This window comes from Ruegeria sp. CDSB022, from assembly GCF_059611145.1.
Genome location: NZ_JBXWOZ010000001.1, coordinates 935764 through 960005, shown reverse-complemented (window position 1 = coordinate 960005; position 24242 = coordinate 935764). Strand labels below are relative to the sequence as shown.

The following is a 24242-nucleotide window of genomic DNA, read 5'->3' as shown; positions in this document are numbered from 1 at the left end:
ATAGCTTCCACGACGGATCTTACTCGCTGTAGATGCTGGCTGTGAAATAGCGCGAGGTGATTTCGTCATGCGTGCCGTCGGCAAGAATTGCCGCGATACCCGCATTCAGCTTTTCACGCAGCGCGTCATCGCCCTTGCGGACACCCGCGCCGACGCCGCGACCCAGGATCGAGACGTCATTTTCGACCGCGCCTTTGATTTCACAGCAGGCACCAGTGTCAGAAGAGACAAAATCTGCCATGGCGATGCTGTCGGCTTGGGTCGCGTCGATACGGCCGGCGAACAGATCCTGGTTGGCTTCGTCCTGAGTCTGATACACCCGGATTTCTGCCGCATCCTTGAAATGCTCGTTGGCATAGGCCTGATGGATCGTGGACGCCTGAATGCCGATGATCTTACCGGCCAGAGATTCTGGTGTCGGTTCAATGTCCATCGACTTGTCGGCGACGATAACGGCCGGAGTGTTGTAGTAAGGGTCGCTGAAGTCGATCGTTTTCATGCGCTCTTCGGTGATCGACATCGACGCCATCAGGGCATCAATCTGCTGACCGGTCAGCGAGGGGATGATACCGTCCCACGCAACCGGAGTGATCACACACTCAAGCTCGGCGGCGGCACAGACCGCATCAATAACCTCGATCTCCCAACCGACCCATTTGCCAGACGCATCCAGCGATGCGAAAGGCGGATAAGGCTCGGCTGCGATCCCGATCTTGACTTCATCTGCGCCAGCCGTTCCAGCCGAAAGCACAGCAGCAGCCAAAGCGGCCACGATTAGCTTTTTGTTTTTCATTGATATTCTCCCTGTTTGATATTTTGTTTGTTCAGCCGACTGATTTTAGGAATTGTTGCAGCCTTGCGGATTTCGGATTGTCGAAAAGTTCGTCGGGTGGCCCCTGTTCCTCGATCTTTCCTTCGAAAAGATACACAACATGGGTCGCAACCTCGCGCGCAAACTTCATCTCATGCGTGACCAGCAACATGGTTCGGCCCTCGGCCGCCAGATCGCGAATTACGGTCAGTACTTCACCAACAAGTTCTGGATCTAACGCGCTGGTTGGCTCGTCAAACAACATTACGCTGGGATCAACGGCAAGAGCACGCGCAATCGCAGCGCGCTGTTGCTGACCGCCTGACAGAAAGGAAGGGAAGGTATCCGCCTTGTCGCCAAGCCCAACGCGCTCCAGCAGCTGGTGCGCGCGCTTGATCGCCTCGTCCCGCGGTACTTTCAGCACGTGAACGGGCACCTCGATGACATTTTCCAGCAACGTGCGGTGGGTCCAAAGGTTGAAGGCCTGAAACACCATTGCCAGTCGGGTGCGGATGCGTTCCAGCTGACGCCGGTCCTTAGGCGTGCCATCCGGGCGCATCTCAATCGGCTCGCCGTTTACGACGATTTCTCCGGAACTGGGCGTTTCAAGGAAATTGATACAGCGAAGGAACGTGGATTTCCCCGAACCACTGCCTCCGATGATGGCGACGACATCACCCTGATGGGCAGTAAGTGAAACGCCTTTGAGAACTTCGAGCGAGCCAAAAGACTTGTGCAAGTCAGTGACCCGAATGGCTTCATCCGGCGTGGTTTCTGGGTCAGCGTTCATTTTGCAGTTTCATCCCTCTCAACCGTTTTTTTACTTGCAGCTTTAGCAAATCCCTACAATTATGCAACTGTATAATTATAATTTCTGGAAAGATAGATGTCGGATCACGCAACAAAATTCAAGCGAGAACCCGCGGAGCAGCGCAAAGAGGCGTTGATCCAGGCCACGCTGTCTTTGATCGCCGAGCAAGGTTTGCAAGGTGCGACCGTTCGGGCGATTGCCGAGCGGGCCAGTGTAACTCAGGGTCTGATCCGGCACTATTTTTCTTCGAAAGAAGATTTAATTACAGCAGCTTATGACTTTCATATGCGGCGACTGACGGATATGACGTCGGCCCCTGCAGACGGAGATTATAGCACAGCTAGATTGCGGCTGGCGACGTTTGTAACGACCGGGTTGACCCATCCGGTGGTCGATCCGGGGTCAGTGTCCCTATGGGCTGGCTTTTTGAACAAAGTTCTGGCGGACGACAAAATGCAAGCGATCCACGAACAGACATATCGGGATTTTCGTGACCGCTTGGAATCACTCATTGCAGATGCGCTGAACGAGGTAGGCATACCAGCCAGCCCGGCGGAACTGCGCAGGTTGGCTATCGCATGCAACGCCGTGGTCGACGGCTTGTGGATGGAAGGCGGCGCCCTGCCATACGCCTTTGAGCCGAATGAGCTGCCCGAGATTGGGCTGGCTTCGGTTGGGGCAATTATCGGTGTTGAATTGACGGATCTTGAGCAGAGGCAGACATGAAGAAAACAGCGATTACCGAACGCCTTGCCGGCCTGGGTGGCGCCAAATGGGAAGTTTATCTCAAGGCCAAAGAACTTGTCGAGCAGGGGCAGGATATCATCGAATTGACCATTGGCGAGCCGGATGTGCCAACGCCCACCGAACTGGTGGAAAGCGCTGTGGACGCTTTGCGCGCCGGGCGTACCAACTACTCCAATGGGCGTGGTGAGGCTGGACTGCGCTCTGCACTGGCCGATCGTTATTCGGCCAGATCCGGGCGCACGATCACGGATAATCAAGTGCTGTGTTTTCCAGGCACCCAGACCTCGCTTTTTACCGTCCTGATGGGCGTGGCCGAGGCGGGTTGCGAGGTGCTGGTGGGCGATCCGATGTATGCAACCTATCAAGGTGTGGTACGCGCAAGCGGTGCGGATATTGTGCCGGTTCCATTGCGGCCGGAAAACGGTTTTCGTATTTCTGCGGATGATATCGCGGACAGGATTACCGCGAAGACCACTGCGCTTTTGTTAACCACACCGCATAATCCTACCGGGTCGATCCTGACACGCGAAGACATAGACGCAATCGGCAAGCTGGCTATCGAGCATGATCTATGGATCATTTCTGATGAGGTTTATGAAGAACTGATCTTTGACGGATCTGTGTTTACCTCACCCCTGTCGCGGTCCGAGTTGGCGGATCGGGTAATCGTCGTCTCGTCGATATCAAAATCCCATGCCGCCCCCGGATTCCGCAGCGGTTGGTGCATTGGCCCCGAGGAGTTTACCGCGCGCCTTTTGTCGCTGTCGGAAACCATGCTGTTTGGAAATCAGCCCTTCATCGCCGACATGACCGAGACGGCTATTCGCAACGGATCAACCGTGGCCGAAGGCATGGCGCAACGGTACGCCCGCCGCGCCCGGATGCTGAACGACAGGCTGCCGAACGAGACACATCTGCGTGTGCATCTTCCACAGGCAGGTATGTTTGCGATGATTGATGTCTCGGCCACCGGGATGAATGGAAACGAGTACGCCTTTCATCTGCTCGAACATGGCAAAGTCGCGGTGATGCCGGGGCCGTCTTTCGGTGACACGGTTGAAAACTGGGTCCGTATCGCGCTGACGGTGGACGACGCGATCTTTACCGAAGCCTGTGACCGGATCGTTGCCCACGCGACCCAACTGCAACTGGAAAACGCATGACGAGCATTGGTGAGGCGCTGGTTGATCAACTGGTCAGGCGCGATGTGGATACCGTGTTTGGCATCCCCGGCGTCCATACGGTCGAACTGTACCGCGGGCTGGCCGCATCGGGCATTCGCCATGTCACCCCACGACACGAGCAGGGGGCAGGGTTCATGGCTGATGGTTATGCCAGGGTATCCGGCAAGCCTGGCGTGGCCTTTGTGATTACCGGCCCCGGTCTGACCAATACACTCACGGCGATGGGGCAGGCTCGGGCAGACAGCGTTCCGATGCTGGTGGTGTCGGGGGTCAACACGTTGTCCAGTCTTGGCAAAGGGCTTGGTCACTTGCATGAGTTACCGGATCAACGAGCGATGGCGCGAACAGTCGCTCTGTCATCGGACCGAGTTGAAAAGTCAGTTGAACTAGCAGCCGCGTTGGACCGCGCCTTCGCCCTGTTTCAATCCGGTCGCCCAGGGCCAACACACATCGAAATCCCGCTAGACGTTGCGGGGGACGAGTTTGCTGGTCCGACCGATGCTGCGAAAGGTCCCGTCGATAAGTCTCTTGATCCGGCGCTTCTTGACCGTGCTGCCAAGCTACTGGGGTCGGCAAAAGCGCCGGTCATTCTGGTCGGCGGAGGTGGGCGCAGCGCCGGCAGGTCGATCCGGCAGCTGGCCGAAGCGCTGGATGCGCCGGTTGTTCAAACCGTGAATGCGCGCGGGTTGATGTACGATCACCCGTTGAGTGTACCAGCAAGCCCGAGCCTGAATTCAGTGCGTGCTTTGATCGAACAGGCCGACGTGGTTCTGGCTTTGGGGACTGAGCTGGGCCAGACGGACTACGATATGTACGCCACCGGCACGATGGCTGAAATGCCATACCTGATCCGTGTGGACCTATGCCCCGATCAGCTGAAGCGCCACGCGACGGACATTGCCATTGTTTGTGATGCGGCGATGGCAGCGGCCGAGCTTGTGGATCGGTTTGCCGCATCGCCCAAGTCGGCAAACGGTGCCGCGCGCGCGGCTACCTCGCGGCGGAACGCGGTCGAAGAAATCGGGCCGGAAATGCAGGCGTTACTGGCTGTGCTGAACGCCATGCGCGATGCAGTCCCTAACGCGATCATGGTGGGCGATTCTGCTTATCCGATCTATGCAGGAAACCTGTACTACGATCATGATCGGCCCGGCGGGTGGTTCAACGCCGCGACCGGGTTCGGAGCGCTTGGATATGGCATACCCGCCGCGATCGGCGCTGCATTGGCGGACCCTGACGCTCCGGTCATTTGTATCGCAGGCGACGGCGGGGCGCAGTTCAGCCTTCCTGAGCTGATGTGCGCCGTTGATGAAAAACTGCCGATCACCTTCGTGATCTGGAACAACCACGGCTATCAGGAAATCGCCACATCAATGCAGGCGGTCGGCGTGACCGTGCTGGGATGTGATCCGACCCCGCCGGATTTTGAAAGCGTCGCCCGATCTTGCGGCATGCCGTTCTGGCGCACTGGCCCCGACCCGTTGGACGTGGCCCAAGCTTTGTTGTCTGCACAATCCCAAGATGGCCCGCGGCTTGTTGAAATCCGCGCGCCCAACCAATCACACTCTTGATGAAAAGTGAGACCGAAAATGACTGACCCGACCTATGAATTCTCGCGCGCGATCACCCGTCGCCCAGCAGCGTCCATCACCGATGGTCTGCGTGCAGAAGATATCGGTACGCCGGACCTAGACCGAATGCTTGCATCTCATGCGCACTATGTCGAAACCCTCAAGAAAACCGGAGCAGAGGTTATCGAACTGGCTCCCCTTGAGACGTATCCGGATGCCGTCTTTGTCGAAGATACCACACTGTGTCTTCCTCAGGGTGCGGTGATGATGCGCCCCGGTGCACCCAGCCGCATGGGTGAGGTGGCCGAGATGGAGCCGACAATCCGCGGCGTTTATGACGAGGTTCGGCAGATCGCTGGGCCCGGCCATATTGAAGGCGGGGACATTCTGGTAACGGGTCGCGAAATTCTGGTTGGCCGGTCAGATCGGACCGATGCGGCCGGTGTCGCAGAGCTGACCGAAATCGTTTCCGACTGGGGCCACACCGTACGCGAGGTTTTTACACCACCGGGCGTGTTGCACTTCAAAACGGATTGTTCGTTGCTGGATGGGGAAACCATCCTGTCCACGAAACGGCTGGACGCATCCGGGTGCTTCGAAGGATATCGGGTTCTGCATGTGGCAGAAGGCGAAGAAGCCGCTGCAAACTCGATCCGGTTCAACCAATTTGTCCTGGCTCCGGCCGGCTTCCCGCGTACCACCGAGATGTTGCGCCAGAACGGCTATGATGTGGTTGAAATCGACAATGTGGAATGCGCCAAACTGGATGGCGGAATGTCATGTCTGTCGCTGAGATTCTGACCTGATTCACGACGATTCAGAACCGACTAACCTTGAACCAGCCAAATGCGTCCTGCTGCAACCAAAGAAAGAGTGGGCGCATTTTGGCGTGATTAAGGTTAGCCGCTTCAACCGCTTGGATATTCATTCGAAATAGTATGATCCCTATCCAGTGGGTGTAGCTTTGCACCAGTTTCGCGCAGTATTTCTTTTGCACCCAAATCCCATCTCGCTCGTGCTTGCCGGGTTGTGTATGACTTGGGCAAAGAAGTTATGGCAGGAAATACATGTCTCAGGCGCTCACCGTATTCACGACGATGAAGAACGAAGGCCCCTATATGCTGGAATGGGTAGCATTCCACAAAACACTGGGAGTCGATCACTTTGTGATCTTCACCAATAGCTGTGAAGACGGCACGGATGCCATTGCCCGCAGGCTGCAGGAATTGGGTCTTGCCACACATGTCCCGAACGAGGTCAAAGAAGGGGGAAACCCGCAGCATCAGATGCTACGGCGCGCGCGGCGTCAGCCCAAAGTGAAAGAGGCCGACTGGCTGATGTGTCTGGATGTTGATGAATTCTGGAACATCCGCTGCGGGGACAACAGCTTTGCGGCGCTGATCGCAGAAACCGAACAGCGGGCCGGAAAGCCGGTGGATGCGATCTCATTCGCGTGGAAATTGTTTGGTAGTTCGGGGAATATCAGCTTTGAAGACAAACCTGTGACCGAGTCCTTTTCGATGGGGGATCAGGAATTCCCGTATCATTCCGGCCGGGCCTATGGTCTGAAAACCCTGTTTCGTAACAACGGAAAATTTACGCGGTTCGGCCCGCATCGCCCGAAAGGGGTCGAAGAAGGGAAAGAAAGCGAAATCGCTTGGTCCGATGCCGGTGGCAGGCTGTTTCCGTCCGAGAAGGTCGGGTGGCGCGCATGGAGGAAATTTGATCATTCTCTGGGGCGGATTCATCACTATTCCGTCCGGTCTTTGGATGGGTTTCTGGTCAAAAGGGATCGGGGCCGGACCAATCATATCCGCGTAGACCAAGGGCAAGCCTATTGGCAGGACATGAATGCCAACAAAGAAACAGATCACTCGATACTGCCAGCGGCGCATCGCGCGGCCCCATTGCTGGCCGAACTGAAAGCCGATGAAGAACTCGGCCGCCTGCACGCGCAGGCATGTGACTGGCATCGCGCCAAGATATCAGAGATCAAGTTGCGGCCTGACTGGGTGGATTTCCGCCTCTGGCTTGCGGAAAATCTGGTCTGATCACCATGGCAGAAGACCTTTCAAAAGAGCAGCTCAAGCCTGATCACCCCGATCGTAAGACGGGGTATGAACGGATTCTGACAGACCCTGCGCCCCCTTGGTTTGTCGAGCTGTATCCAGGTGGGGACGGGACCGGGTTTCTGCAAAAGCTGAACAGACACTCGGTTTTGTTTCACCAAAGGTCTGCGTCCCGGCTTGTGGTCAGCTTTGACAACATTGCCAATGCCAACGACCTGTCTTTTTCCCGCGAACCCTGGGGCTGGAAGTTCTTCCGTGACGAAGGCTGGTCCCATATGGGGATATTTGCGCGGACCAAAGCCTGGTACCGCGATCCCGAGATCATCTCGTATTTTCAGGCCCAAGCGGATCAGGGTTTTTTTGCACAGTTTGATCAGGTTGTGTTTGCGGGCGCTTCGATGGGCGGATTTGGAGCGCTGACATTCTCGGCCCTTGTTCCCGGCGCCAATGTCATCGCTTTCAATCCGCAGACAACGCTGGATGAACGGCTGGTCCCGTGGGAGACCCGGTATCGGTTCGGGCAGGTGCAAGACTGGGATCTTCCCTTTAGCGATGCCGCGCAAACCGTTGAGAATGTGGGGAAAGCCTACGTTTTCTATGATCCCTTTTTTGATCTCGATCGTCAGCAGGTGTCGCGATTGAAGGGCGATAACGTTTTGCTGCTTAAGACATGGTTTTCAAACCATTTCGCGGCCCCGATGCTGCGCAAATTGGATATACTGAAGCCGGTTATGCTCGAGGCGATGGACGGCACACTGGAACCTCAGGCCTATTACCGGATGATGCGGGTGCGGCGGCGACTGCCTTTGTATATGCGTGGGATCGAGGCGATTGGCGGCGAACGTCACCCACAGCTTGTTGCGCAAGCAAGGCAGAGGTTCCGACGGCTGCGGCGCGCAGCCTTGGCCGAAGCAGCCTCATGAAGCCCGAAAAGGGGGTCTTTATCGGCCAGCGCAAAGACCGGATGGGTGCCCGGTTGCTGATGATGCTGACCTGCATCCGGTTGGCCGAGGATTTTGACACCAGCTATCGGGTCAACTGGTTTCCCAAAGGTGCGGATGCGCCAGAGCTGGACCAGCCGCAAGAATTGTTCTCACAAGAGTGGATGGATGAGCATTTCCTGAGCACCGAATCCTTTGATGCTCTAGGCGAGAACTCCCTACCGATATGGTCGTTTCAGGGCGATGCGACACCGGATCGGCTGATATCCCATCTGAATTCCGGCCGCTCTGTTGTCGTCGAGGAAGGCTTTGAGGTTCTGGCCTTTCAATGGGAAGATGTCGAGCAGATCCGTCCCCGGTACCGAGAGTTCATCCATAAGATCGGGTTCACGGATGAAATCCGGAACATTATGGAAAAGGCAGATGCCAAACTAAGTGGCAAGGGGGTGTCGGCCTATCACATTCGCCGTGGCGACATCCTGAATGGTCTGCCGTGGAAGCATACGACCTGGCCGGCAAAGATCGAACCGGAAGAACTGTATGCGGCACATCTTGAAAAAAACGCAGGGTGTGCCGCGATCATGTTTTCAGATCAGCCCGAGCTTGTGGCTCGATTCCAAGTGCAGTTTCCGCACCTTATGCAAATGTCAGATATCGCGGATCTTTCCAGTCTGACCCGCGCACAACGAGACTTTCTGGAACTCTATACCATGTCGCGCGCGGATCAGGTGATTGCACCGTTTATCTCGGCGTTTTCCATGGCAGCAGCGCGGATTTCCGGGCAACAAAGGAAGGTTTTTCGGGATGTTTTAGCGGAAAAGGACATCAACCAGGCCAACGAACAGATGATTGAACGGTTGCGCCTTGGTCCGGAAGAATTTCTAAATCTCTCAGAAGCCGCTCATATCTATTCCAAAGCGTCCTTTTACCTTCATGGTTTGGGCGCTGGAGATAGGGCCGAAGAGGCATTGGAACTCGTTCAGCCGCTGATGGATGCGGGTTCTGATAATGCCTTTGTGCCGCTGCTTCAGGCATTGAATTACTTTTACCTGACCCGATGGGCTGAAGCGTTGGAATTGACGGAAGAGGCCCTGAAGAACCCACATATCTGGCCGGAAGATTTTGCAGTCGCTACGGCACTAAAGGCAGCAATCTTGGGGGGGCAGAAAAAGCGCTGGATGGCAGCGCAAGTGCTTAGCCGGGCGTTCTGGACCAAACCAATGCGGCCGGATGTCATCATATTTGGCTCTCGGCTTTTGTATCGCGATCAAATCGCCCATCGCGCTATGCCGCCGATAGATTGGGCAATGCAAAAGATTATTCGGAGGCCTTGGTTCAACTATAATTCCCACGTTGCCCAAAGAAAAGTTCTGGTGCGCTTGCCCTGTAATTTCGACCTGATCCTATTGGATTGGGCTAGTCTGTCCGTAGATCAAAGGGCGCGCCGTCTAACCTCCAACCGATCCCGTTTGCAGACTTTGGCTGACGGGCTAGAAAGCTCAACTCAGTTGCCCGAGGACGTTCGTATTTCCCGCGAAGACCCGCGCTTTGAAGGGGTGCAATCTTTGCTGCGTTTGCATTTGGGAGATACATCTTTGGCGCAGTCTTTGGATATTGCGCGGAAAGTGGCCAAGCGCCTTCCGGATAACCCGTTATACTTAAAGCGACTGGCCGAACTGTATGAGAAAGATGGAGATTTTGTAAACGGAAGGCTGGCCATGGCAGATGCGTTGGCCTGTGATCCGGGAAACCCATTTCTGGTCTTTGCGATGGGGCAGTACCTTGAAAGGAACGGGGCTGAAGAACAGGGGCAAAACCAAATTATTCAGGCTGGGGAACTGGATGACAATACAGCGGCGATCCAAGGCGAGGCCGGCAGGATATATCTGCAACGAGGTGAAAAGCAGAATGCGCGCGTTCATCTTTCCAAGGCCCACGCGCTGTGCCCAACCCTTAAACGATATTCCAATCAGCTGAAACGTGCAGGTGGAAAATAGACGGATTTCTCTTGGTGACCAGCTTGAATACCGGTAGTTTGCGGTCAAAATCTTAAACAAATCTCCGATACCATCGGGGCAATGAAAACAAGCAGGGCAGTCAGGTATGGCCGAACAGGATCCTCGATATATCAGCGTTACCCCTATGAAGAACGAAGGACCATTCGTTCTTGAATGGATCGCCCATAATCGTGCCATTGGTGTGGACCAGATTGTGGTCATGACCAATGACTGTACCGATGGTACAGATGCCTTGCTGCAGCGATTGCATGACCTTGGCATTGTCACACATGTCGACAACAACTCGAGACGTCAGACCAGCCCGCAAAAACGCGCCTATAACGCCTTTCTGAAAATGGAAGTGGCCCGTCCACAGGATTGGGTGATCGTTATCGACGCGGATGAACATATTAACGTCAGAACCGGCGACCATACATTGCGTGCGCTGACAGGTGCCATGCCGGATGCAAAAACGATTTCAATGACTTGGCGTCTATTCGGAAACGCCGGCATTGTTCGGTACGAGGACCGTTTCCTGTCGGATCAGTTTCGCCAAGCTGCACCTGAGCGTATTTTTCGACCGCCGCAAGCTTGGGGCTTTAAGACCATGTTCCAACGCGGCCTGTGGGATGCGCTCGGTGTCCATCGACCGAAAAGGCCGACCGTTGAAACGATGGAAGAATGCCATTGGTACAACGGATCCGGTCAACCGATGCCCGAAAGGTATTTTACTGCCAGTTGGCGATCGGCGCGGGACTCCGTCGGGTACGAGCATGTTCAGATCAATCACTATGCTTTGAAATCCTGTGAAAGTTATCTGGTCAAGAAAATGCGTGGTCGGGCCCATCATCTGGGGGAAAGCCTTGGGATGGAATATTGGAACATGATGAACCAAAACGCCGAAACTGAGACCTCGATCGACACAATCCTCGATCGGAAACGGGCTTTGTATTACGAAATGCTGTCAGACGCTGAGACGGCCCGCCTGCACCATATGACCTGCGATCTGCATCGCCAACAGGTTGCCCAGTTGCGCGAACAACCCGAGATGCAAGACCTCATGCGTCAGATGACCGCCGGGTTCTCAGCCAAGGCCGAGACCTGAGGTCGCTTGGCGAATAGGAACGTTTCATGCTCTGGCTACACATAGGAATGCCCAAGACTGGGTCGACTGCGTTACAGGGGTTTGTTCGCAAAAACGGTCAAGTGATGGCTGGGGCCGGATTACACTATATGGAAACGGGCCGCAGGCGAACCGAGGGGCAGGGGCGTCTGGCCAGCAGTCATAACCTGATTGCCTTCCACATGAACCAAACCGAACAGCCGGTCACCGCCCTGCGCGAAGCGATGGCAAGGGAATATGCTGAGCATGAGGATAAGGCATGCTTGGTATCGTCTGAGATGTTGTATTCAGTCGATCTGCACAAACTGGCCGAGATTTTCGCTGAGATCCCCGCGCGTGAGATGAGGATTGCTTTCTACTGCCGTAGATATTCTGACTTTTTCGAAGCCGACTACAAACAAAGGGCAAAGAACGGCAGGCTTGCCGGGGGCGGTTCTGAATATATTCGTACCCAGCTGGACGAGATACGTGCGCATCCTGAGCGTTTCAGCTTTGCCAGTGCTGCGGCTCGGATAAGGTCGGCTTTTCCGGGCGTCTCGTTGGTGCCTATGCTGTATGAGCGCTCTGAAATGGCTAATGGCAACATTATCGATGATTTTCTGAATCGCATCGGCGTCCAACTGCCCTTGGACAGCAAGACCGAAACATCGTCCAATCCTTCGCATTCAAGAGCCGCGTGTGAGGCGTTTGGTGTGGTCACTAGGGCTATGGGACGCAAGAAAAGTCGCCAGTTGCGACGTCGGGCTGTCGATGATCCCGTGATGATGCGTAAGAATGATGTGCTTGAACCGGATGAACGCGCCTGGCTGGACGCGTTTATGGCAAATGAAGATGTGAGTTTTCATCAAGAGTTTTTTCCCGACCGGACGCAGCTTTTTGCCCCTGTCAGGTTGAGCATGCATGATCAGTCGTTTCGCCGGGACACAGCTGCGGAATATCAGGCGCTGCGCCAGGCATCCGAGATCGTGTTTCGCATGGCGCTAGAGGGTTAAGCCCTTATTCGACGGTAATTTCCTGGCGCTGCCGGCCAGTGGTTTTGTCAAAGATCAGGATGCGATTGTCATCAGTCACAACCGCAAACCAGTTGTTTCCAATGGTGACCGCCTGCGCTGTTGCGCCATCGGGCAACTCAACCTGATCGGGCAGGGTGGGGGTCCGGTCCGATAGCCGGATGACAATCAGTGCGAATGTCACTAGAACCCCGCCAATCATCACCGCGGTCAGCAGCATGACCATTCTCCGCAGCAGGCGAAGCTGCGGCGTTTCCTGCGGTTCTTGGGGTTCGGAAGGGACAGTCATGGGCACTCGCCAGATTGAGTTTCAAATCGCGGCCGATCCGCCGCCCCGCCTTGATAAGGCGCTTTCCCGCGATGTGCCAGCGGGGGAAAGCCTGTCGCGGACCCGATTGGGGAAGCTGATCGAAGAGGGGGCCGTGATGATCAACGGAACCGCCGCCCGCGACCCCAAGGCCAAGGTGGCCGAAGGCGCAGTGGTGGCGATCACTGTGGCCGAGGCCGAAGACAGCCATATCGGCCCGGAAGACATCCCGCTGGAGGTCGTATTCGAGGATACCGACCTGATCGTGGTCAATAAACCTGCGGGTATGGTCGTGCATCCTGCGCCCGGCTCTCCGAACGGGACATTGGTCAATGCGTTGCTGCATCACTGCGGTGATGACCTGTCTGGCGTAGGCGGCGTAAAGCGCCCCGGCATCGTGCATCGTATCGACAAGGAAACCAGCGGGTTGCTGGTGGTGGCCAAATCCGACGCGGCCCATCACGGGCTTGCCGCGCAGTTCGAGGCGCATAGTGTCGAACGCTATTATCGCGCCATCTGTTACGGTGTCCCGGATGCCAATGATCCCCGGCTGCGCGGCGTCAAAGGTGTCAGCTTTGAGCCCGGAAACATCATGCGGATCACCACTCAGCTGGCCCGTCACAAGACAGACCGGCAACGACAGGCTGTGCTGTTTCACGGTGGTCGCCACGCTGTCACGCGCGCCCGCCTGGTCGAAACGTTTGGGGCGCCGCAGGGGCTGGCTCTGATCGAATGCTGGCTGGAAACAGGCCGCACACACCAGATTCGGGTTCACATGACCCATGCCGGTCATGGTCTGGTCGGTGATCCGGTTTATGGGGGCAAGCGGAAACTCGCAGCCAAAGCCTTTAGCGCGGCTGCCGCAGAGGCCGTACGAGACTTTCCTCGTCAGGCGCTTCATGCTGCGGTTTTGGGTTTTGAGCACCCGATATCGGGTGAAAACCTTCGCTTCGAGGCTGTGTTGCCGGATGATATGGAAAATCTGATTGAACAGCTGCGCACACCGCTGACATAATAAGCAAAGTTACGTGAATAACGTTTTCTTAGGTTTCCTTTATCAAACGTTAATTTCAAACTGTTAACGGTACCTCTTGAACGGATCGGGACGACCTCCCATATCCATGTTAACGACTTAAACATTTGTCGGAGGGACAAGAAACATGGCCAATTACGCAAATCTCCCCGCGCCGACGCCGGAAGGCGGGCTGAACCGCTATATGCAGGAAATTCGGAAGTTTCCCCTGCTGGAGCCAGAAGAAGAATACATGCTGGCCAAAAGCTGGGTTGAGAAGCAAGATACTGAAGCTGCACATAAAATGGTGACTTCCCACCTACGGTTGGCGGCCAAGATCGCTATGGGTTATCGCGGTTATGGGCTGCCACAGGCCGAAGTGATCTCCGAGGCCAATGTCGGTCTTATGCAGGCCGTGAAACGGTTTGACCCGGAAAAAGGATTCCGGCTGGCGACCTATGCCATGTGGTGGATTCGCGCCTCGATTCAGGAATACATTCTGCGGTCATGGTCTTTGGTCAAACTGGGTACAACCTCGGCGCAGAAAAAGCTGTTTTTCAACTTGCGCAAAGCAAAGGCACGCATCGGTGCGCTTGAAGAGGGCGACCTACGTCCGGAAAACGTGGCCCGGATCGCAAATGACCTTGGTGTGACCGAAGCAGAAGTGATCAGCATGAACCGCCGGATGTCCGGTGGCGACGCCTCTCTGAATGCGACCGTCGGGTCCGAGGGCGAAGGCACCATGCAATGGCAGGACTGGCTTGAGGACGAGGATGCCGATCAGGCGGGCGATTATGAGGCCCGCGATGAGCTCGACGCCCGCCGCGAGCTGTTGGCGGCTGCTCTTGAAGTTTTGAATGACCGGGAAAAAGACATTCTGACCCAACGCCGCCTGATGGATCAGGCCGTCACACTGGAAGAGCTGAGTACGCAGTATAATGTCAGTCGCGAACGCATTCGCCAGATTGAAGTCCGCGCTTTTGAGAAACTTCAGAAGAAGATGCGTGAGCTTGCCCGCGAAAAAGGGATGCTGGCCACAGCCTGACCTCTTCGTTATTTGAACGGGCCCGGTGCGACATTGGTCGCGCCGGGTTTTCTATTTGTGTTAGCGCTAATGACACTCGGACTGAGGGCGATTACAACAGACCGGATCAAAGCCATAGGGGGTGTCCATGATGCAGAATCCGGTGAATTGGGGTGTATTGGGAGCGGCGAAATTCGCGCGGCAATATATGGCCCCTGCAATCCACGCAGCTGAGGGCGCGCGTCTGGCAGGCCTTGCGACGTCCGATCCCGCCAAAGCCGAACCGTTTCAGGCCTTTTGCCCGGATTTGACGGTTTATGACAGTTATGATGCGTTGCTGAACGACCCACAGATTGAGGCCGTTTACATCCCGCTGCCCAACCATTTGCATGTCGAATGGAGCCTTAAGGCACTGGACGCCGGTAAACATGTGCTGTGTGAAAAGCCGATGGCTATGACCGTGTCCGAATTTGCCCCATTGATCAACAAACGGGATGAGACCGGATTGTTGGCGGCCGAGGCTTATATGATCGTCCAACACCCTCAATGGAAGTTTGTACGCAAGCTGATCGCCGACAAGGCGATCGGGAATTTGGCCCATGTGACGGGTGCGTTCAGCTTTGACAGCCGGGCGGATACGGCAAACATTCGCAACCGGGCTGAGACCGGCGGAGGTGGGCTGCGTGATATTGGCGTCTATGTGATTGGCAGCGCGCGCTTTGTCACCGGGCAGGAGCCTGTTCAGGTCGAATCCGCCATCCGGTGGGAGGATGGGGTCGACGCTTTTACCGAGATTCGCGCTCAGTTCCCGGATTTCACCTATTCCAGCTATGTCTCGATCCGAATGCATCCGCATCAAGAGATGGTGTTTCATGGCGACCGCGGCATGATCCGGCTGACTGCGCCGTTCAATCCGCGTGTGTTCGGAGAGGCGCGTGTCGAATTGCACCGCCCCGGCCTGGAAATACAAGTCACACGTTTCCCCGCGGACGATCACTATAAGCTGCAGGTCGAAGCTTTTTGTCGGTCGGTCCGTGAGGGTGCCGAATATCCCTGCCCGCTGGAGTTTTCACGCGGCACGCAGGAAGTGATTGACCGTGTGCTGGAGAATGCACTGGCGCTGCCATGACTTGCCACGCTTCTTGAATCGCCGCAAAATCGGCTAACACCTTAACAGGAGGCATCCCGATGGCAGGTGGCTGGGCGCGCGACGGCGCAGTAAGCGAACAGATCGAGGCATCCATTTCGGATGAGTTGGCCCGAATGCAGGCCCAGAAACGGCCCGTAGGCGAAAGCCTGACCCATTGTGCCGAATGCGAAGAACCAATCCCAGAAAACCGCCGCACAGCACTGCCGGGCGTGAAACTGTGCCTCGAGTGCCAGCAAGAACGTGACGTCAGCACAAAATGCGCGGCGGTATCAACCGGCGCGGGTCGAAGGACAGTCAGTTGAGGTGAGTTTATTATGTTTGCTTTGAGCCCAAAGTTTCACTAGTCGGTACGCAGTTTTGAGAGCATGGGGCAAGAGACATTCCCGCTGTCGCAGTTGGCTGTGAGTTCGTTCAGCGCTGCTTCCAATCGCTTCAGCTCGTTTATCTTTTCACGCACATTGAAGATATGAAGCTCAGCCAGTTCTTTTACGGATCGGCAATCTTCTCCGTCGCCTTCGGACAGGGTTAGAAGCGTCTTTGTATCGGCTAGTGGAAAGCCCAAATTACGGCATTTTTTCAGGAAACGAAGCCTTCCAACATCGTGCGCGGAGTACATCCGCCGGTTATTAGGTGCTCGTTCTGGTTTGGGCACGATCCCTTCGCGTTCATAGTAGCGGATCGTTTCAATGCCGACACCGCTTTGCCGGGATGCTTCCCCAATCGCAAACATGTGAGTTTTCCCGTCTTGATCCTGTAGCGACTACAGAAGTTATACGAGAAGCAGTCACTTTGACAACTCCAACTAATCAAGGGAATGAGATGCAGAAGTACCTTAGCGTTAGTTATCTGGGATCACTGACAGCACTTGGCGTCGCGACTTGCTGTGTATTGCCCATGACAATGATGTTGCTGGGACTGGGGGGCAGTTGGCTAGCCATTTTCGGAAAGATCGCGGCGGCAAGCTACTACGTATTGGCGATATCGACGGCGCTTGTCGCTATATCGTGGCTTGTATCTTATCAGCGCGGTTCCCTAACAAAGTTGAAATGGTGGCTTTCGGGGACTACCGCAATCACCGCGTCAGCTTGGGTCGTCGTCTATAACGAGGCCCGTATCAACGATTACCTGATAATGCAGATGTGAAACAATGACAGAGCAAACTGTAGTGCTTGAAAGCACCCTGACGTGCCCGAAATGCGGTCACAGCGAAAGCGAAATAATGCCGACGGATGCTTGCCAGTGGTTCTATGAATGCAAGTCTTGCGCAGCGGTCTTGAAGCCATTGGAAGGGGACTGTTGTGTCTACTGCTCCTATGCCACGGTGCCTTGCCCCCCGATCCAGAATGGCGATAGTTGTTGCGGATGACAAAGTCCGCTTTGTCCGCAAAGCAGACATCACCGTCTCCGCTTCAGGCGACTTCAGCCCTCCATCGCTTCCAATTCATCAATAAAGCCCGAGATCATCGACAGGCCTTTGTCCCAGAACTTGGGATCGCTGGCGTCCAGACCGAACGGGGCCAGCAGCTCTTTGTGGTGTTTTGATCCACCGGCGCGCAGCATGTCGAAGTATTTGTCCTCGAACCCGTCGGCGCCGCTTTCGTAGACGGAATAGAGCGCGTTCACGAGGCCGTCGCCAAAGGCATAGGCGTAGACGTAGAAGGGCGAGTGCACGAAATGTGGGATATAGGCCCAGAACGTCTCATACCCTTCCATGAATTCAAATGCGGGGCCGAGGCTTTCGGCCTGAACGCTCATCCACAGGGCGTTGATGTCGTCCGGGGTCAACTCGCCCTCGCGGCGTGCGGCGTGCAATTTGCATTCGAAGTCATAGAAGGCGATTTGGCGCACGACCGTGTTGATCATGTCCTCGACCTTGCCAGCCAGCAGAATCTTGCGCTGCTCAGGGGTTTCGGCCTTGTCCAGCATTTTGCGGAAGGTCAGCATTTCACCAAAAACCGAAGCGGTTTCGGCAAGCGTCAGCGGGGTGGATGACAGCATCTCGCCCTGATCGGCGGCCAGCACCTGATGGACGCCGTGGCCCAGCTCATGCGCCAGGGTCATCACGTCGCGCGGCTTGCCCAGATAGTTCAGCATCACGTAAGGATGCACGTCGGTAACAGTGGGATGCGCAAATGCGCCTGGTGCCTTGCCCGGCTTCACCGCCGCATCAATCCAACCCTTCGAGAAGAACGGCGCGGCGATTTCACCCATACGGGGATCAAAGGCCTCATAGGCATCCATCACGGTTTTCTCGGCGTCATCCCAGCCGACAATCTGCGTGTCTTCCATCGGCAGGGGCGCGTTGCGGTCCCAGACCTGCATCACATCCAGACCTAGCCATTTGCGTTTCAGCTCGTAATAGCGGTGGCTCAGCTTGGGGTAGGCGGCCACGACCGCCTCGCGCAGGGCCTCGACGACTTCGGGCTCGACGTCATTCGACAGGTGACGACCAGTTTGCGCGGTCGGCATATTGCGCCAGCGGTCGACGATTTCCTTTTCCTTGGCCTGCGTGTTGTGAACGCGCGCGAAGGTCTTGACGTTGTCCTGAAACACGCGGGCCAATTCGCGAGAAGCCGCTTCGCGTTTGCTGCGGTCCTGCTCGGTCAGTAGGTTGAGTGTGCCTTCGATGTTCAACTCTTCTCCGTCAACATCAAAGGTCAAGCCTGCGATGGTCTCGTCGAAAAGGCGTTCCCAGGCATCGCCAACAACACCCAGATCGTGCAGGAATTTTTCAAGCTCGTCAGATAGCTGATAGGGTTTCATCGCGCGGATGCGGCGGAATACGGGCTCGTAACGGGCCAGATCGGTGTTGGCGTCGAAATGCGCTTTTAGCGCGTCGTCGTCGAGGCGATTGATTTCCAGCGTGAAGAACACCAGCGGCGTGGTAAAGACAGTGATCTTTTCCTGCATGTCCGAGAGGAACTTGGCGCGCTCGGCGTCGGTTGTCAGCTGATAATAGCGCAGTCCGGCAAAGGACATGATACGCCCGGCGATCGAGTTGATCTTTTCGTTCCGCAACACGCAGGTCAGCAAGCCCTGGGCATCAAGATCCGCCAAATTGCCTTCGTAATCTGCGGCAAAGGCGGCGCATTCGGTTTCCAACCAGTCCAGGTCACGCGCAAGCTCGGCCGCGTCTTCCGAAGCATAGAGATCCGTCAGATCCCATTCCGGCAGGTTGCCAAGATTATCGGCCCCGCCGACTGCGTTTGCGTCACGTACTGGAAAAGGAAGGTCGCGCATGGATCACCTCGAAAATCTGCTTTGGCAAACATCTAGGCGCGACCGGCGAGGATCACAAGCGGACAGTCAAAGGGAAAGCGCCGGTTCCAGGGGGTGATCCGTCTATGCAGCTTTGAAATGCGCGGCGATTTGGTCAAATGCTGGGTCGCGCACCTCTGGCGGTTCCATCAGGACTTCGTGTTCACCGTCTGGAATTTCGATCAACGTGCTGTTGGGCCAGTTTGCCATGCGTGCGCGGATGGCCTTGCGGTCCACAATCTGCTCGTGGGAGCCAAGATATGTCAGGCATGGGATGGCTGGGGCAGTCTGCACCATCAACCAGTCGCATTCATCTAATGCCTCGCGCAGCCAGATCGTCGACGGTGCACCAAGAGACAGTTCAGGATACTTGGCCAGATGATCCTGCATCATTTTGTACATGGCAGGATCGCGCGTCAGGCTATTGCCTTCGAAAGGCTGTGTCAGAACATAGCTGTCCAGTGATGTGGTCGGGGGCGTCTTTTCGCCAAACCCCAGTCGTGGGGCCCAATTTGCGGTCAACCGGCTGATGGGTTTCATAAGGGGCGTAAAGAAAATCCCCCACATCGGACCGGTAAAAACACAGGTAGAAAAACAATCGTTTTCCAAAACTGCCCGCAATCCAATGGCACCGCCCATAGAGTGGCCAATAACATGCCAGGGCCTGGGCAGATCAAGCTTTGTAGCCAGCTCTAGCGACACATCTACGTCTTGCTGATAGTCAGTGAATTTATCGACATGGCCAACCCGCGGATCGTCAAGCAACCGGTCTGCCAATCCCTGACCCCGCCAGTCGATCACCAACACGGCAAAGCCACGCTTGACGAATTCACTCGCCGCATCACCGTATTTTTCGATGTATTCAGTGCGACCGGGAAACAGCATGACAGTCCCGTTCGCTGTACCTTCGGGGCGCCAATGCGCCACGCGAATTCGGGTACCGTCGGCGGTGTTCAACCAATGTGCAACACCGCCAGCGGGGCCGCCAGCCACGTCTTCGAACAAAGGGGCCGACGGGTATTCCATCAGGCCAGGGCCGAGGCGAGTTTCATTGCCGCGCCCATGTCGCCGTCGATGCTCAGTTTTCCGGCCATGAAGGCGCTTGTCGGGTCCAGATCACCATTGAGAATTTGCTCGAACGTGTCCGCATCAGCGTTCAAAGTCACGTCCGTTTCTTCATCGCTGATGCGCGCGCCGCTTGCATCAACTACGATCGCGCCCAAATCCGCGATGGCAAATTTAGCCGATGCGTCGAAATCGCCGCCCGACAGTTTCTCATTCAGCACTGCTGCGGCTTTTTCCAATGAATCGCTCATGATCTTCCTCATTTTGTTAGTACGCCGTGAATGGACATCCTCGGTCGCAACGCTACACTGACACTTGTTATGAGCAATGCAATCAACAATCTCAAAGGTACCGTTGCGGCACTTTTTGTCCTAGTCATGTTTTCCTCCACTTGCCTTGCGCAGCAGGAGGATTCCCGCGACGAGGCCGAGTTGTTGCAGAACCTTGCACAGGCCGCACCGGACCAGGCGACTGGAATCGACCGCCAGTTACGGGCGCTCTGGTCGCAATCGGGTTCGGCCTCCGCCGATCTGCTGCTGGAGCGTGGGCGCGAAGCACTGGATGATGGTGACACCTATGCCGCGATCGAGCATTTGACGGCCCTGACAGACCACGCGCCTGATTTCGCCGAAGGCTGGCACGCGCGGGCCTCTGCGTTTTTTGGGATCGAAAAGTTCGGGATGGCTGCCGCAGATCTGGAACATGCCCTGACGCTGAACCCGAACAACTATGAGGCCATCTACGGGCTTGGATTGATATTTGAGATTCTGGGTCAGCCCGAAAAAGCATTTGCGGCCTATTCCCATGCCTTGGCTATACATCCCCATTACGAAGAAGTAACCAATGCAGTGAATCGACTGAAAGCCCAGGTCGAGGGCTCGGCCCTCTGAGAACCGGGGGCAGGGGGCAAAGGTGAGCGGGTCATCCCGAATCGTGGCCGTACTTGGCCCAACCAATACAGGCAAAACCCATTACGCAATCGAACGTATGCTGGGGTACCGCACGGGGGTGATCGGCCTGCCGCTGCGCCTGCTTGCGCGCGAGGTATACGACAAAATCGTCGCCATTCGCGGACCGTCGGTGGTGGCGCTGATCACCGGGGAAGAACGTATCGTACCGCCACGTGCTAAATATTGGGTCTGTACGGTCGAGGCGATGCCCGAAGGCATGGGTGCCGATTTTGTGGCTATCGACGAAATCCAACTCTGCGCCGACCCGGAACGCGGCCACGTCTTCACCGACAGGTTGCTGCGCGCGCGCGGCACTAATGAAACCCTGTTTCTGGGATCCGATACCATGCGCGGCCCCATCGCGGCACTTGTGCCCGAAGCACAATTCGTCCGGCGAGAGCGGATGTCGCAATTGGTCTATGCCGGTTCCAAGAAAATCAGCCGCATGCCACCGCGCAGCGCCATCGTCGGGTTTTCGGTCGACAACGTCTATGCCATCGCCGAGCTGCTACGCCGTCAAAAGGGTGGGGCGGCTGTGGTCATGGGGGCGCTCAGCCCACGTACACGGAATGCGCAGGTTGAGCTCTATCAGAATGGTGAGGTCGACTATTTGGTTGCCACCGATGCCATCGGGATGGGGTTGAACCTGGATGTGAACCATGTTGCGTTCTCGTCCCTGACCAAATTCGATGGCCGGCGCATGCGGCCCCTGGCCCCGAATGAGCTTGCCCAAATTGCTGGCCGCGCTGGGCGCGGTATGTCCGATGGAACCTTCGGCGTGACCGGCGAGGCGCCGCCTCTGGACGACGGTGTCGCGCAGGCCATTATGGACAGCCGCTTTGCGCCGATGAAAAAACTGAACTGGCGGAATGCCGCCTTGCAGTTTGGTTCGATTGACGCTCTGATCCACACGCTCGAGATTAGCCCGGATAGCGAACACCTGATCAAAGCCCGTCCGGCAGATGATCTGAATGTGCTTAAATCCTTGTCGCAAGTTGCCGAAATTGCGGCCCGTGCCAGTGATCCGCAATCCGTTCGTTCGTTATGGAATGTGTGCCGAATCCCCGATTTTCGCGGCATCAGCCATGCCGAACATGCCAGCCTGCTCGAAGTGATTTTTGGCCACCTGCATGAAGGTGGTTCGATCCCGGATGACTTTATGGCGCGGCAAATCCGCCGGATCGACCGAACGGATGGCGATATAGATGCACTGTCAAAAAGGTTGGCATATATTCGCACCTGGACTTACGTTGCGCAACGAAATGGTTGGGTGCGTGACGAATCCCATTGGCGTGATGAGACGCGCATTGTAGAAGACAGGCTGTCAGACGCTCTGCATGACCGTTTGACTCAGAGATTTGTGGACCGGCGCACATCCGTTTTGTTGCGCCGGCTCAAACAGAAGGAGGCCCTTTTGGCCGAAGTAAATGACAAGGGTGAAGTGACCGTCGAAGGTGAATTCGTCGGTCGTCTGGAAGGGTTCCGGTTCAGTCCGGACAAAAGCGCGCAAGGAGCCGAGGCGAAAGCCTTGAAATCGGCGTCCTTGCAAGCCCTCGCGCCGCAATTCCATCTGCGTGCCGATCGCTTCTATAATGCACCCGATACCGAAATTGATTTTACCGATCAGGGTGGCCTGATGTGGGGTGAATATGCCGTTGGCAAGCTGGTTGCCGGGGCAGAGCCTCTCAAGCCGCTGGTCGAGGTTTTTGTGGACGAGGCCGCGGGCCCCGATGTTGAACAGAAAGTTCAGCGTCGCCTGCAGCATTTCATCGACCGCAAAGTGGCCGCACTGTTCGAGCCGCTGCTGAACCTGTCGCGCGATGAAGAACTCAATGGGCTGGCCAGGGGCTTTGCCTTCCGCATGGTTGAGGCGCTAGGCGTATTGCCGCGCGCAGGTGTCACGCAAGACGTCAAGGATCTGGATCAGGACGCCCGTGGCGCGCTGCGCAAACACGGTATCCGCTTTGGTCAGTTCACCATTTTCATGCCGCTGCTGCTGAAACCGGCCCCAACGCGTCTGCGTCTTGTTCTGTGGGCATTGGCAAATGGCCTGCAGGAATTTCCCGACGCGCCGCCTCCGGGTCTTGTTACTGTGCCCATCGCCAAAGGCGCACCTGACGGTTATGACACTATGTGTGGTTATCGCGATGCGGGCGAACGCTCGATCCGGATCGACATGCTGGAACGTCTGGCCGACATGCTGCGCGCTGAAGACAGCCGTGGTGGGTTCGAGGCCAAGCCTGACATGCTGTCGATCACCGGTATGACGCTGGAACAATTCGCTGACCTGATGCAGGGGCTGGGCTACAAGGCCGAACGCGCCGAGCGTGAAAAGGTTAAGCCCGCACCGGCAGAGCTACCTGCCGCAGAGGCCACGGAAGTAGCTGCCTCCGAGGAAGTACCCGCACCAGAGGGAACCCCCGAAGAGGTCGCCGCACCAACCGAGGCGTCAGCCGAGGCCACCGAAAGCACCGAGGCAGCAGCCGAGGCCACCGCGCCGACAGCAGCAACAGATGAACCCGAGGTTGAGGTCTTCTATACCTTCACCTGGGGCCGTCAGCGTCAGGCCAACCAAGGCCCACGCCGTGAACAGCGGCAGGGGCAGGGCAAAGGTAAGCCGCGCGGTAAGCCTCAGGATGGCCGGGGCAAGCCGCAGGGCAAGAAAGGTGGCAAGCCGCAGGGTGCCAAGACCTTCTCGTCTCGTCCGCCGAAAAAGGAAAAGCCCATTGATCCCGATAACCCGTTCGCGGCCGCGCTTATGGGTTTGAAGGAAGGCAATTAACGCCTTATGACCGAGGCCCGGCTTCGGATCGATAAATGGCTGTGGCTGGCTCGGTTCTTCAAGACCCGCAGCCTGTCCGCCAAACAGGTCAGTGGCGGCCATGTCCGCGTCAACGGAAACCGGATCCTGAAACCGGCGCAGCCTGTGGCCCCCAGTGATGTTCTGACCTTCCCTCAGGGGCGGATTGTGCGCGTTGTGCGTATCGAAAAACTGGGTGATCGGCGCGGACCGGCAACCGAGGCGCAGACACTGTATACCGATTTGACCGAAAAGCAGGACACGCAGCCGCGAAATCCAGGGTTTGAGGGAAAAGGTCGTCCCACCAAGAAGGATCGGCGTCTACTTGATCTTTCTCGCAATCAAGATAGCTGAACATATCTTGAAGCTGACGCCATACTGATTTAGCTAGACGCCCAAACCGCAAACGGGA

At 56.3% G+C, this 24242-nt stretch carries 24 protein-coding genes and 1 pseudogene; 18 read left to right on the top strand and 7 right to left on the bottom strand.

All coding sequences use genetic code 11. The features are described from left to right. Positions 1–19: 19 nt before the first annotated feature. Both AC2FIZ_RS04785 and AC2FIZ_RS04780 read right to left on the bottom strand, forming a co-directional pair. A complete protein-coding gene (locus AC2FIZ_RS04785; protein WP_142634460.1) occupies positions 20–793 on the bottom strand; it encodes a transporter substrate-binding domain-containing protein in 774 nt (257 codons plus the stop codon). 31 nt (positions 794–824) lie between these two features. Next, positions 825–1601, bottom strand: a complete 777-nt coding sequence (locus AC2FIZ_RS04780) for an ABC transporter ATP-binding protein (RefSeq protein WP_142634458.1) — start codon at positions 1599–1601, stop codon at positions 825–827. Positions 1602–1697: 96 nt separating this feature from the next. Here AC2FIZ_RS04780 and AC2FIZ_RS04775 point away from each other — a divergent pair, with 96 nt between their 5' ends. The 9 genes from AC2FIZ_RS04775 to AC2FIZ_RS04735 all read left to right on the top strand — a co-directional run bounded on the left by AC2FIZ_RS04775 (position 1698) and on the right by AC2FIZ_RS04735 (position 12246). Then, entirely contained in the window at positions 1698–2348 is a 651-nt protein-coding gene (locus tag AC2FIZ_RS04775; protein WP_496790659.1) for a TetR/AcrR family transcriptional regulator, read from the top strand. Then, positions 2345–3532 carry a pyridoxal phosphate-dependent aminotransferase gene (locus AC2FIZ_RS04770; protein WP_496790658.1) on the top strand — a complete coding sequence of 396 codons (1188 nt, stop codon included), beginning with the start codon at positions 2345–2347 and terminating at the stop codon, positions 3530–3532. The genes AC2FIZ_RS04775 and AC2FIZ_RS04770 overlap by 4 nt, the downstream gene beginning before the upstream one ends. After that, positions 3529–5124: a 5-guanidino-2-oxopentanoate decarboxylase gene (locus AC2FIZ_RS04765; RefSeq protein ID WP_496790656.1), complete on the top strand. Its 1596-nt coding sequence runs from the start codon at positions 3529–3531 to the stop codon at positions 5122–5124. The genes AC2FIZ_RS04770 and AC2FIZ_RS04765 overlap by 4 nt, the downstream gene beginning before the upstream one ends. An 18-nt stretch (positions 5125–5142) precedes the next feature. Next, the gene (locus AC2FIZ_RS04760) at positions 5143–5925 is read left to right on the top strand and encodes a dimethylarginine dimethylaminohydrolase family protein (RefSeq protein WP_281972275.1); all 783 of its coding nucleotides are present in this window, start codon (positions 5143–5145) and stop codon (positions 5923–5925) included. Positions 5926–6191: 266 nt separating this feature from the next. Next, the gene (locus tag AC2FIZ_RS04755; RefSeq protein WP_142634447.1) at positions 6192–7175 is read left to right on the top strand and encodes a glycosyltransferase family 2 protein; all 984 of its coding nucleotides are present in this window, start codon (positions 6192–6194) and stop codon (positions 7173–7175) included. Between the two features lie 5 nt (positions 7176–7180). Continuing rightward, the gene (locus AC2FIZ_RS04750; RefSeq protein WP_496790655.1) at positions 7181–8116 is read left to right on the top strand and encodes a hypothetical protein; all 936 of its coding nucleotides are present in this window, start codon (positions 7181–7183) and stop codon (positions 8114–8116) included. Further along, complete coding sequence (locus AC2FIZ_RS04745) at positions 8113–10131, top strand: hypothetical protein (protein ID WP_496790654.1); 2019 nt, start codon at positions 8113–8115, stop codon at positions 10129–10131. Before AC2FIZ_RS04750 ends, AC2FIZ_RS04745 begins: the two co-directional genes overlap by 4 nt. 106 nt (positions 10132–10237) lie before the next feature. After that, on the top strand, positions 10238–11236 hold the full coding sequence (locus AC2FIZ_RS04740; RefSeq protein ID WP_271946483.1) for a glycosyltransferase family 2 protein: 999 nt from the start codon (positions 10238–10240) through the stop codon (positions 11234–11236). Positions 11237–11283: 47 nt separating this feature from the next. Continuing rightward, entirely contained in the window at positions 11284–12246 is a 963-nt protein-coding gene (locus AC2FIZ_RS04735) for a hypothetical protein (protein WP_496700095.1), read from the top strand. A gap of 4 nt (positions 12247–12250) precedes the next feature. Here AC2FIZ_RS04735 and AC2FIZ_RS04730 read toward each other — a convergent pair whose 3' ends face one another. Next, on the bottom strand, positions 12251–12553 hold the full coding sequence (locus AC2FIZ_RS04730) for a DUF6476 family protein (RefSeq protein WP_496700097.1): 303 nt from the start codon (positions 12551–12553) through the stop codon (positions 12251–12253). On the opposite strand from AC2FIZ_RS04730, the gene AC2FIZ_RS04725 reads away from it, so the two are divergent. The 4 genes and pseudogenes from AC2FIZ_RS04725 to AC2FIZ_RS04710 all read left to right on the top strand — a co-directional run bounded on the left by AC2FIZ_RS04725 (position 12552) and on the right by AC2FIZ_RS04710 (position 16064). After that, a complete protein-coding gene (locus AC2FIZ_RS04725) occupies positions 12552–13586 on the top strand; it encodes an RluA family pseudouridine synthase (protein ID WP_271946488.1) in 1035 nt (344 codons plus the stop codon). The genes AC2FIZ_RS04730 and AC2FIZ_RS04725 overlap by 2 nt on opposite strands. 145 nt (positions 13587–13731) lie before the next feature. Further along, the gene (gene rpoH, locus AC2FIZ_RS04720) at positions 13732–14628 is read left to right on the top strand and encodes an RNA polymerase sigma factor RpoH (protein WP_142634432.1); all 897 of its coding nucleotides are present in this window, start codon (positions 13732–13734) and stop codon (positions 14626–14628) included. A 130-nt stretch (positions 14629–14758) separates the two neighbouring features. After that, positions 14759–15736, top strand: coding sequence for a Gfo/Idh/MocA family protein (locus tag AC2FIZ_RS04715; RefSeq protein WP_281995004.1), 978 nt, complete (start codon positions 14759–14761; stop codon positions 15734–15736). A 59-nt stretch (positions 15737–15795) separates the two neighbouring features. Beyond that, a pseudogene (locus tag AC2FIZ_RS04710) lies at positions 15796–16064 on the top strand (DksA/TraR family C4-type zinc finger protein). Between the two features lie 33 nt (positions 16065–16097). Here the strand turns inward: AC2FIZ_RS04710 and AC2FIZ_RS04705 are convergent. Beyond that, positions 16098–16487, bottom strand: coding sequence for a MerR family transcriptional regulator (locus AC2FIZ_RS04705; RefSeq protein ID WP_281994762.1), 390 nt, complete (start codon positions 16485–16487; stop codon positions 16098–16100). Between the two features lie 89 nt (positions 16488–16576). On the opposite strand from AC2FIZ_RS04705, the gene AC2FIZ_RS04700 reads away from it, so the two are divergent. Both AC2FIZ_RS04700 and AC2FIZ_RS04695 read left to right on the top strand, forming a co-directional pair. After that, positions 16577–16900, top strand: a complete 324-nt coding sequence (locus tag AC2FIZ_RS04700; protein WP_271946493.1) for a hypothetical protein — start codon at positions 16577–16579, stop codon at positions 16898–16900. Between the two features lie 4 nt (positions 16901–16904). Further along, a complete protein-coding gene (locus AC2FIZ_RS04695; RefSeq protein WP_271946496.1) occupies positions 16905–17123 on the top strand; it encodes a GDCCVxC domain-containing (seleno)protein in 219 nt (72 codons plus the stop codon). 53 nt (positions 17124–17176) lie between these two features. Here AC2FIZ_RS04695 and AC2FIZ_RS04690 read toward each other — a convergent pair whose 3' ends face one another. From AC2FIZ_RS04690 to AC2FIZ_RS04680, 3 genes are all read right to left on the bottom strand, one after another. Further along, positions 17177–18997: a M3 family oligoendopeptidase gene (locus AC2FIZ_RS04690; protein WP_281994761.1), complete on the bottom strand. Its 1821-nt coding sequence runs from the start codon at positions 18995–18997 to the stop codon at positions 17177–17179. Between the two features lie 102 nt (positions 18998–19099). Further along, on the bottom strand, positions 19100–20041 hold the full coding sequence (locus AC2FIZ_RS04685) for an alpha/beta fold hydrolase (RefSeq protein ID WP_271946500.1): 942 nt from the start codon (positions 20039–20041) through the stop codon (positions 19100–19102). After that, positions 20041–20331, bottom strand: coding sequence for an SCP2 sterol-binding domain-containing protein (locus tag AC2FIZ_RS04680; protein ID WP_142634424.1), 291 nt, complete (start codon positions 20329–20331; stop codon positions 20041–20043). Before AC2FIZ_RS04680 ends, AC2FIZ_RS04685 begins: the two co-directional genes overlap by 1 nt. A 30-nt stretch (positions 20332–20361) precedes the next feature. On the opposite strand from AC2FIZ_RS04680, the gene AC2FIZ_RS04675 reads away from it, so the two are divergent. The 3 genes from AC2FIZ_RS04675 to AC2FIZ_RS04665 are packed head-to-tail and all read left to right on the top strand — an operon-like array spanning position 20362 to position 24184. Further along, positions 20362–20970: a tetratricopeptide repeat protein gene (locus tag AC2FIZ_RS04675; RefSeq protein ID WP_496790653.1), complete on the top strand. Its 609-nt coding sequence runs from the start codon at positions 20362–20364 to the stop codon at positions 20968–20970. Between the two features lie 22 nt (positions 20971–20992). Next, on the top strand, positions 20993–23812 hold the full coding sequence (locus AC2FIZ_RS04670; protein ID WP_496790652.1) for a helicase-related protein: 2820 nt from the start codon (positions 20993–20995) through the stop codon (positions 23810–23812). Positions 23813–23818: 6 nt separating this feature from the next. Beyond that, entirely contained in the window at positions 23819–24184 is a 366-nt protein-coding gene (locus tag AC2FIZ_RS04665) for an RNA-binding S4 domain-containing protein (RefSeq protein WP_496790651.1), read from the top strand. The last annotated feature ends 58 nt before the right edge of the window (positions 24185–24242 follow it).

What these genes read in the sequence shown, in the direction of transcription:
- AC2FIZ_RS04785 (WP_142634460.1), bottom strand. Translation starts at nt 793, where the DNA reads ATGAAAAACAAAAAGCTAATCGTGGCCGCTTTGGCTGCTGCTGTGCTT.
- AC2FIZ_RS04780 (WP_142634458.1), bottom strand. Translation starts at nt 1,601, where the DNA reads ATGAACGCTGACCCAGAAACCACGCCGGATGAAGCCATTCGGGTCACT.
- AC2FIZ_RS04775 (WP_496790659.1), top strand. Translation starts at nt 1,698, where the DNA reads ATGTCGGATCACGCAACAAAATTCAAGCGAGAACCCGCGGAGCAGCGC.
- AC2FIZ_RS04770 (WP_496790658.1), top strand. Translation starts at nt 2,345, where the DNA reads ATGAAGAAAACAGCGATTACCGAACGCCTTGCCGGCCTGGGTGGCGCC.
- AC2FIZ_RS04765 (WP_496790656.1), top strand. Translation starts at nt 3,529, where the DNA reads ATGACGAGCATTGGTGAGGCGCTGGTTGATCAACTGGTCAGGCGCGAT.
- AC2FIZ_RS04760 (WP_281972275.1), top strand. Translation starts at nt 5,143, where the DNA reads ATGACTGACCCGACCTATGAATTCTCGCGCGCGATCACCCGTCGCCCA.
- AC2FIZ_RS04755 (WP_142634447.1), top strand. Translation starts at nt 6,192, where the DNA reads ATGTCTCAGGCGCTCACCGTATTCACGACGATGAAGAACGAAGGCCCC.
- AC2FIZ_RS04750 (WP_496790655.1), top strand. Translation starts at nt 7,181, where the DNA reads ATGGCAGAAGACCTTTCAAAAGAGCAGCTCAAGCCTGATCACCCCGAT.
- AC2FIZ_RS04745 (WP_496790654.1), top strand. Translation starts at nt 8,113, where the DNA reads ATGAAGCCCGAAAAGGGGGTCTTTATCGGCCAGCGCAAAGACCGGATG.
- AC2FIZ_RS04740 (WP_271946483.1), top strand. Translation starts at nt 10,238, where the DNA reads ATGGCCGAACAGGATCCTCGATATATCAGCGTTACCCCTATGAAGAAC.
- AC2FIZ_RS04735 (WP_496700095.1), top strand. Translation starts at nt 11,284, where the DNA reads ATGCCCAAGACTGGGTCGACTGCGTTACAGGGGTTTGTTCGCAAAAAC.
- AC2FIZ_RS04725 (WP_271946488.1), top strand. Translation starts at nt 12,552, where the DNA reads ATGGGCACTCGCCAGATTGAGTTTCAAATCGCGGCCGATCCGCCGCCC.
- AC2FIZ_RS04730 (WP_496700097.1), bottom strand. Translation starts at nt 12,553, where the DNA reads ATGACTGTCCCTTCCGAACCCCAAGAACCGCAGGAAACGCCGCAGCTT.
- rpoH (WP_142634432.1), top strand. Translation starts at nt 13,732, where the DNA reads ATGGCCAATTACGCAAATCTCCCCGCGCCGACGCCGGAAGGCGGGCTG.
- AC2FIZ_RS04715 (WP_281995004.1), top strand. Translation starts at nt 14,759, where the DNA reads ATGCAGAATCCGGTGAATTGGGGTGTATTGGGAGCGGCGAAATTCGCG.
- AC2FIZ_RS04705 (WP_281994762.1), bottom strand. Translation starts at nt 16,487, where the DNA reads ATGTTTGCGATTGGGGAAGCATCCCGGCAAAGCGGTGTCGGCATTGAA.
- AC2FIZ_RS04700 (WP_271946493.1), top strand. Translation starts at nt 16,577, where the DNA reads ATGCAGAAGTACCTTAGCGTTAGTTATCTGGGATCACTGACAGCACTT.
- AC2FIZ_RS04695 (WP_271946496.1), top strand. Translation starts at nt 16,905, where the DNA reads ATGACAGAGCAAACTGTAGTGCTTGAAAGCACCCTGACGTGCCCGAAA.
- AC2FIZ_RS04690 (WP_281994761.1), bottom strand. Translation starts at nt 18,997, where the DNA reads ATGCGCGACCTTCCTTTTCCAGTACGTGACGCAAACGCAGTCGGCGGG.
- AC2FIZ_RS04685 (WP_271946500.1), bottom strand. Translation starts at nt 20,041, where the DNA reads ATGGAATACCCGTCGGCCCCTTTGTTCGAAGACGTGGCTGGCGGCCCC.
- AC2FIZ_RS04680 (WP_142634424.1), bottom strand. Translation starts at nt 20,331, where the DNA reads ATGAGCGATTCATTGGAAAAAGCCGCAGCAGTGCTGAATGAGAAACTG.
- AC2FIZ_RS04675 (WP_496790653.1), top strand. Translation starts at nt 20,362, where the DNA reads ATGGACATCCTCGGTCGCAACGCTACACTGACACTTGTTATGAGCAAT.
- AC2FIZ_RS04665 (WP_496790651.1), top strand. Translation starts at nt 23,819, where the DNA reads ATGACCGAGGCCCGGCTTCGGATCGATAAATGGCTGTGGCTGGCTCGG.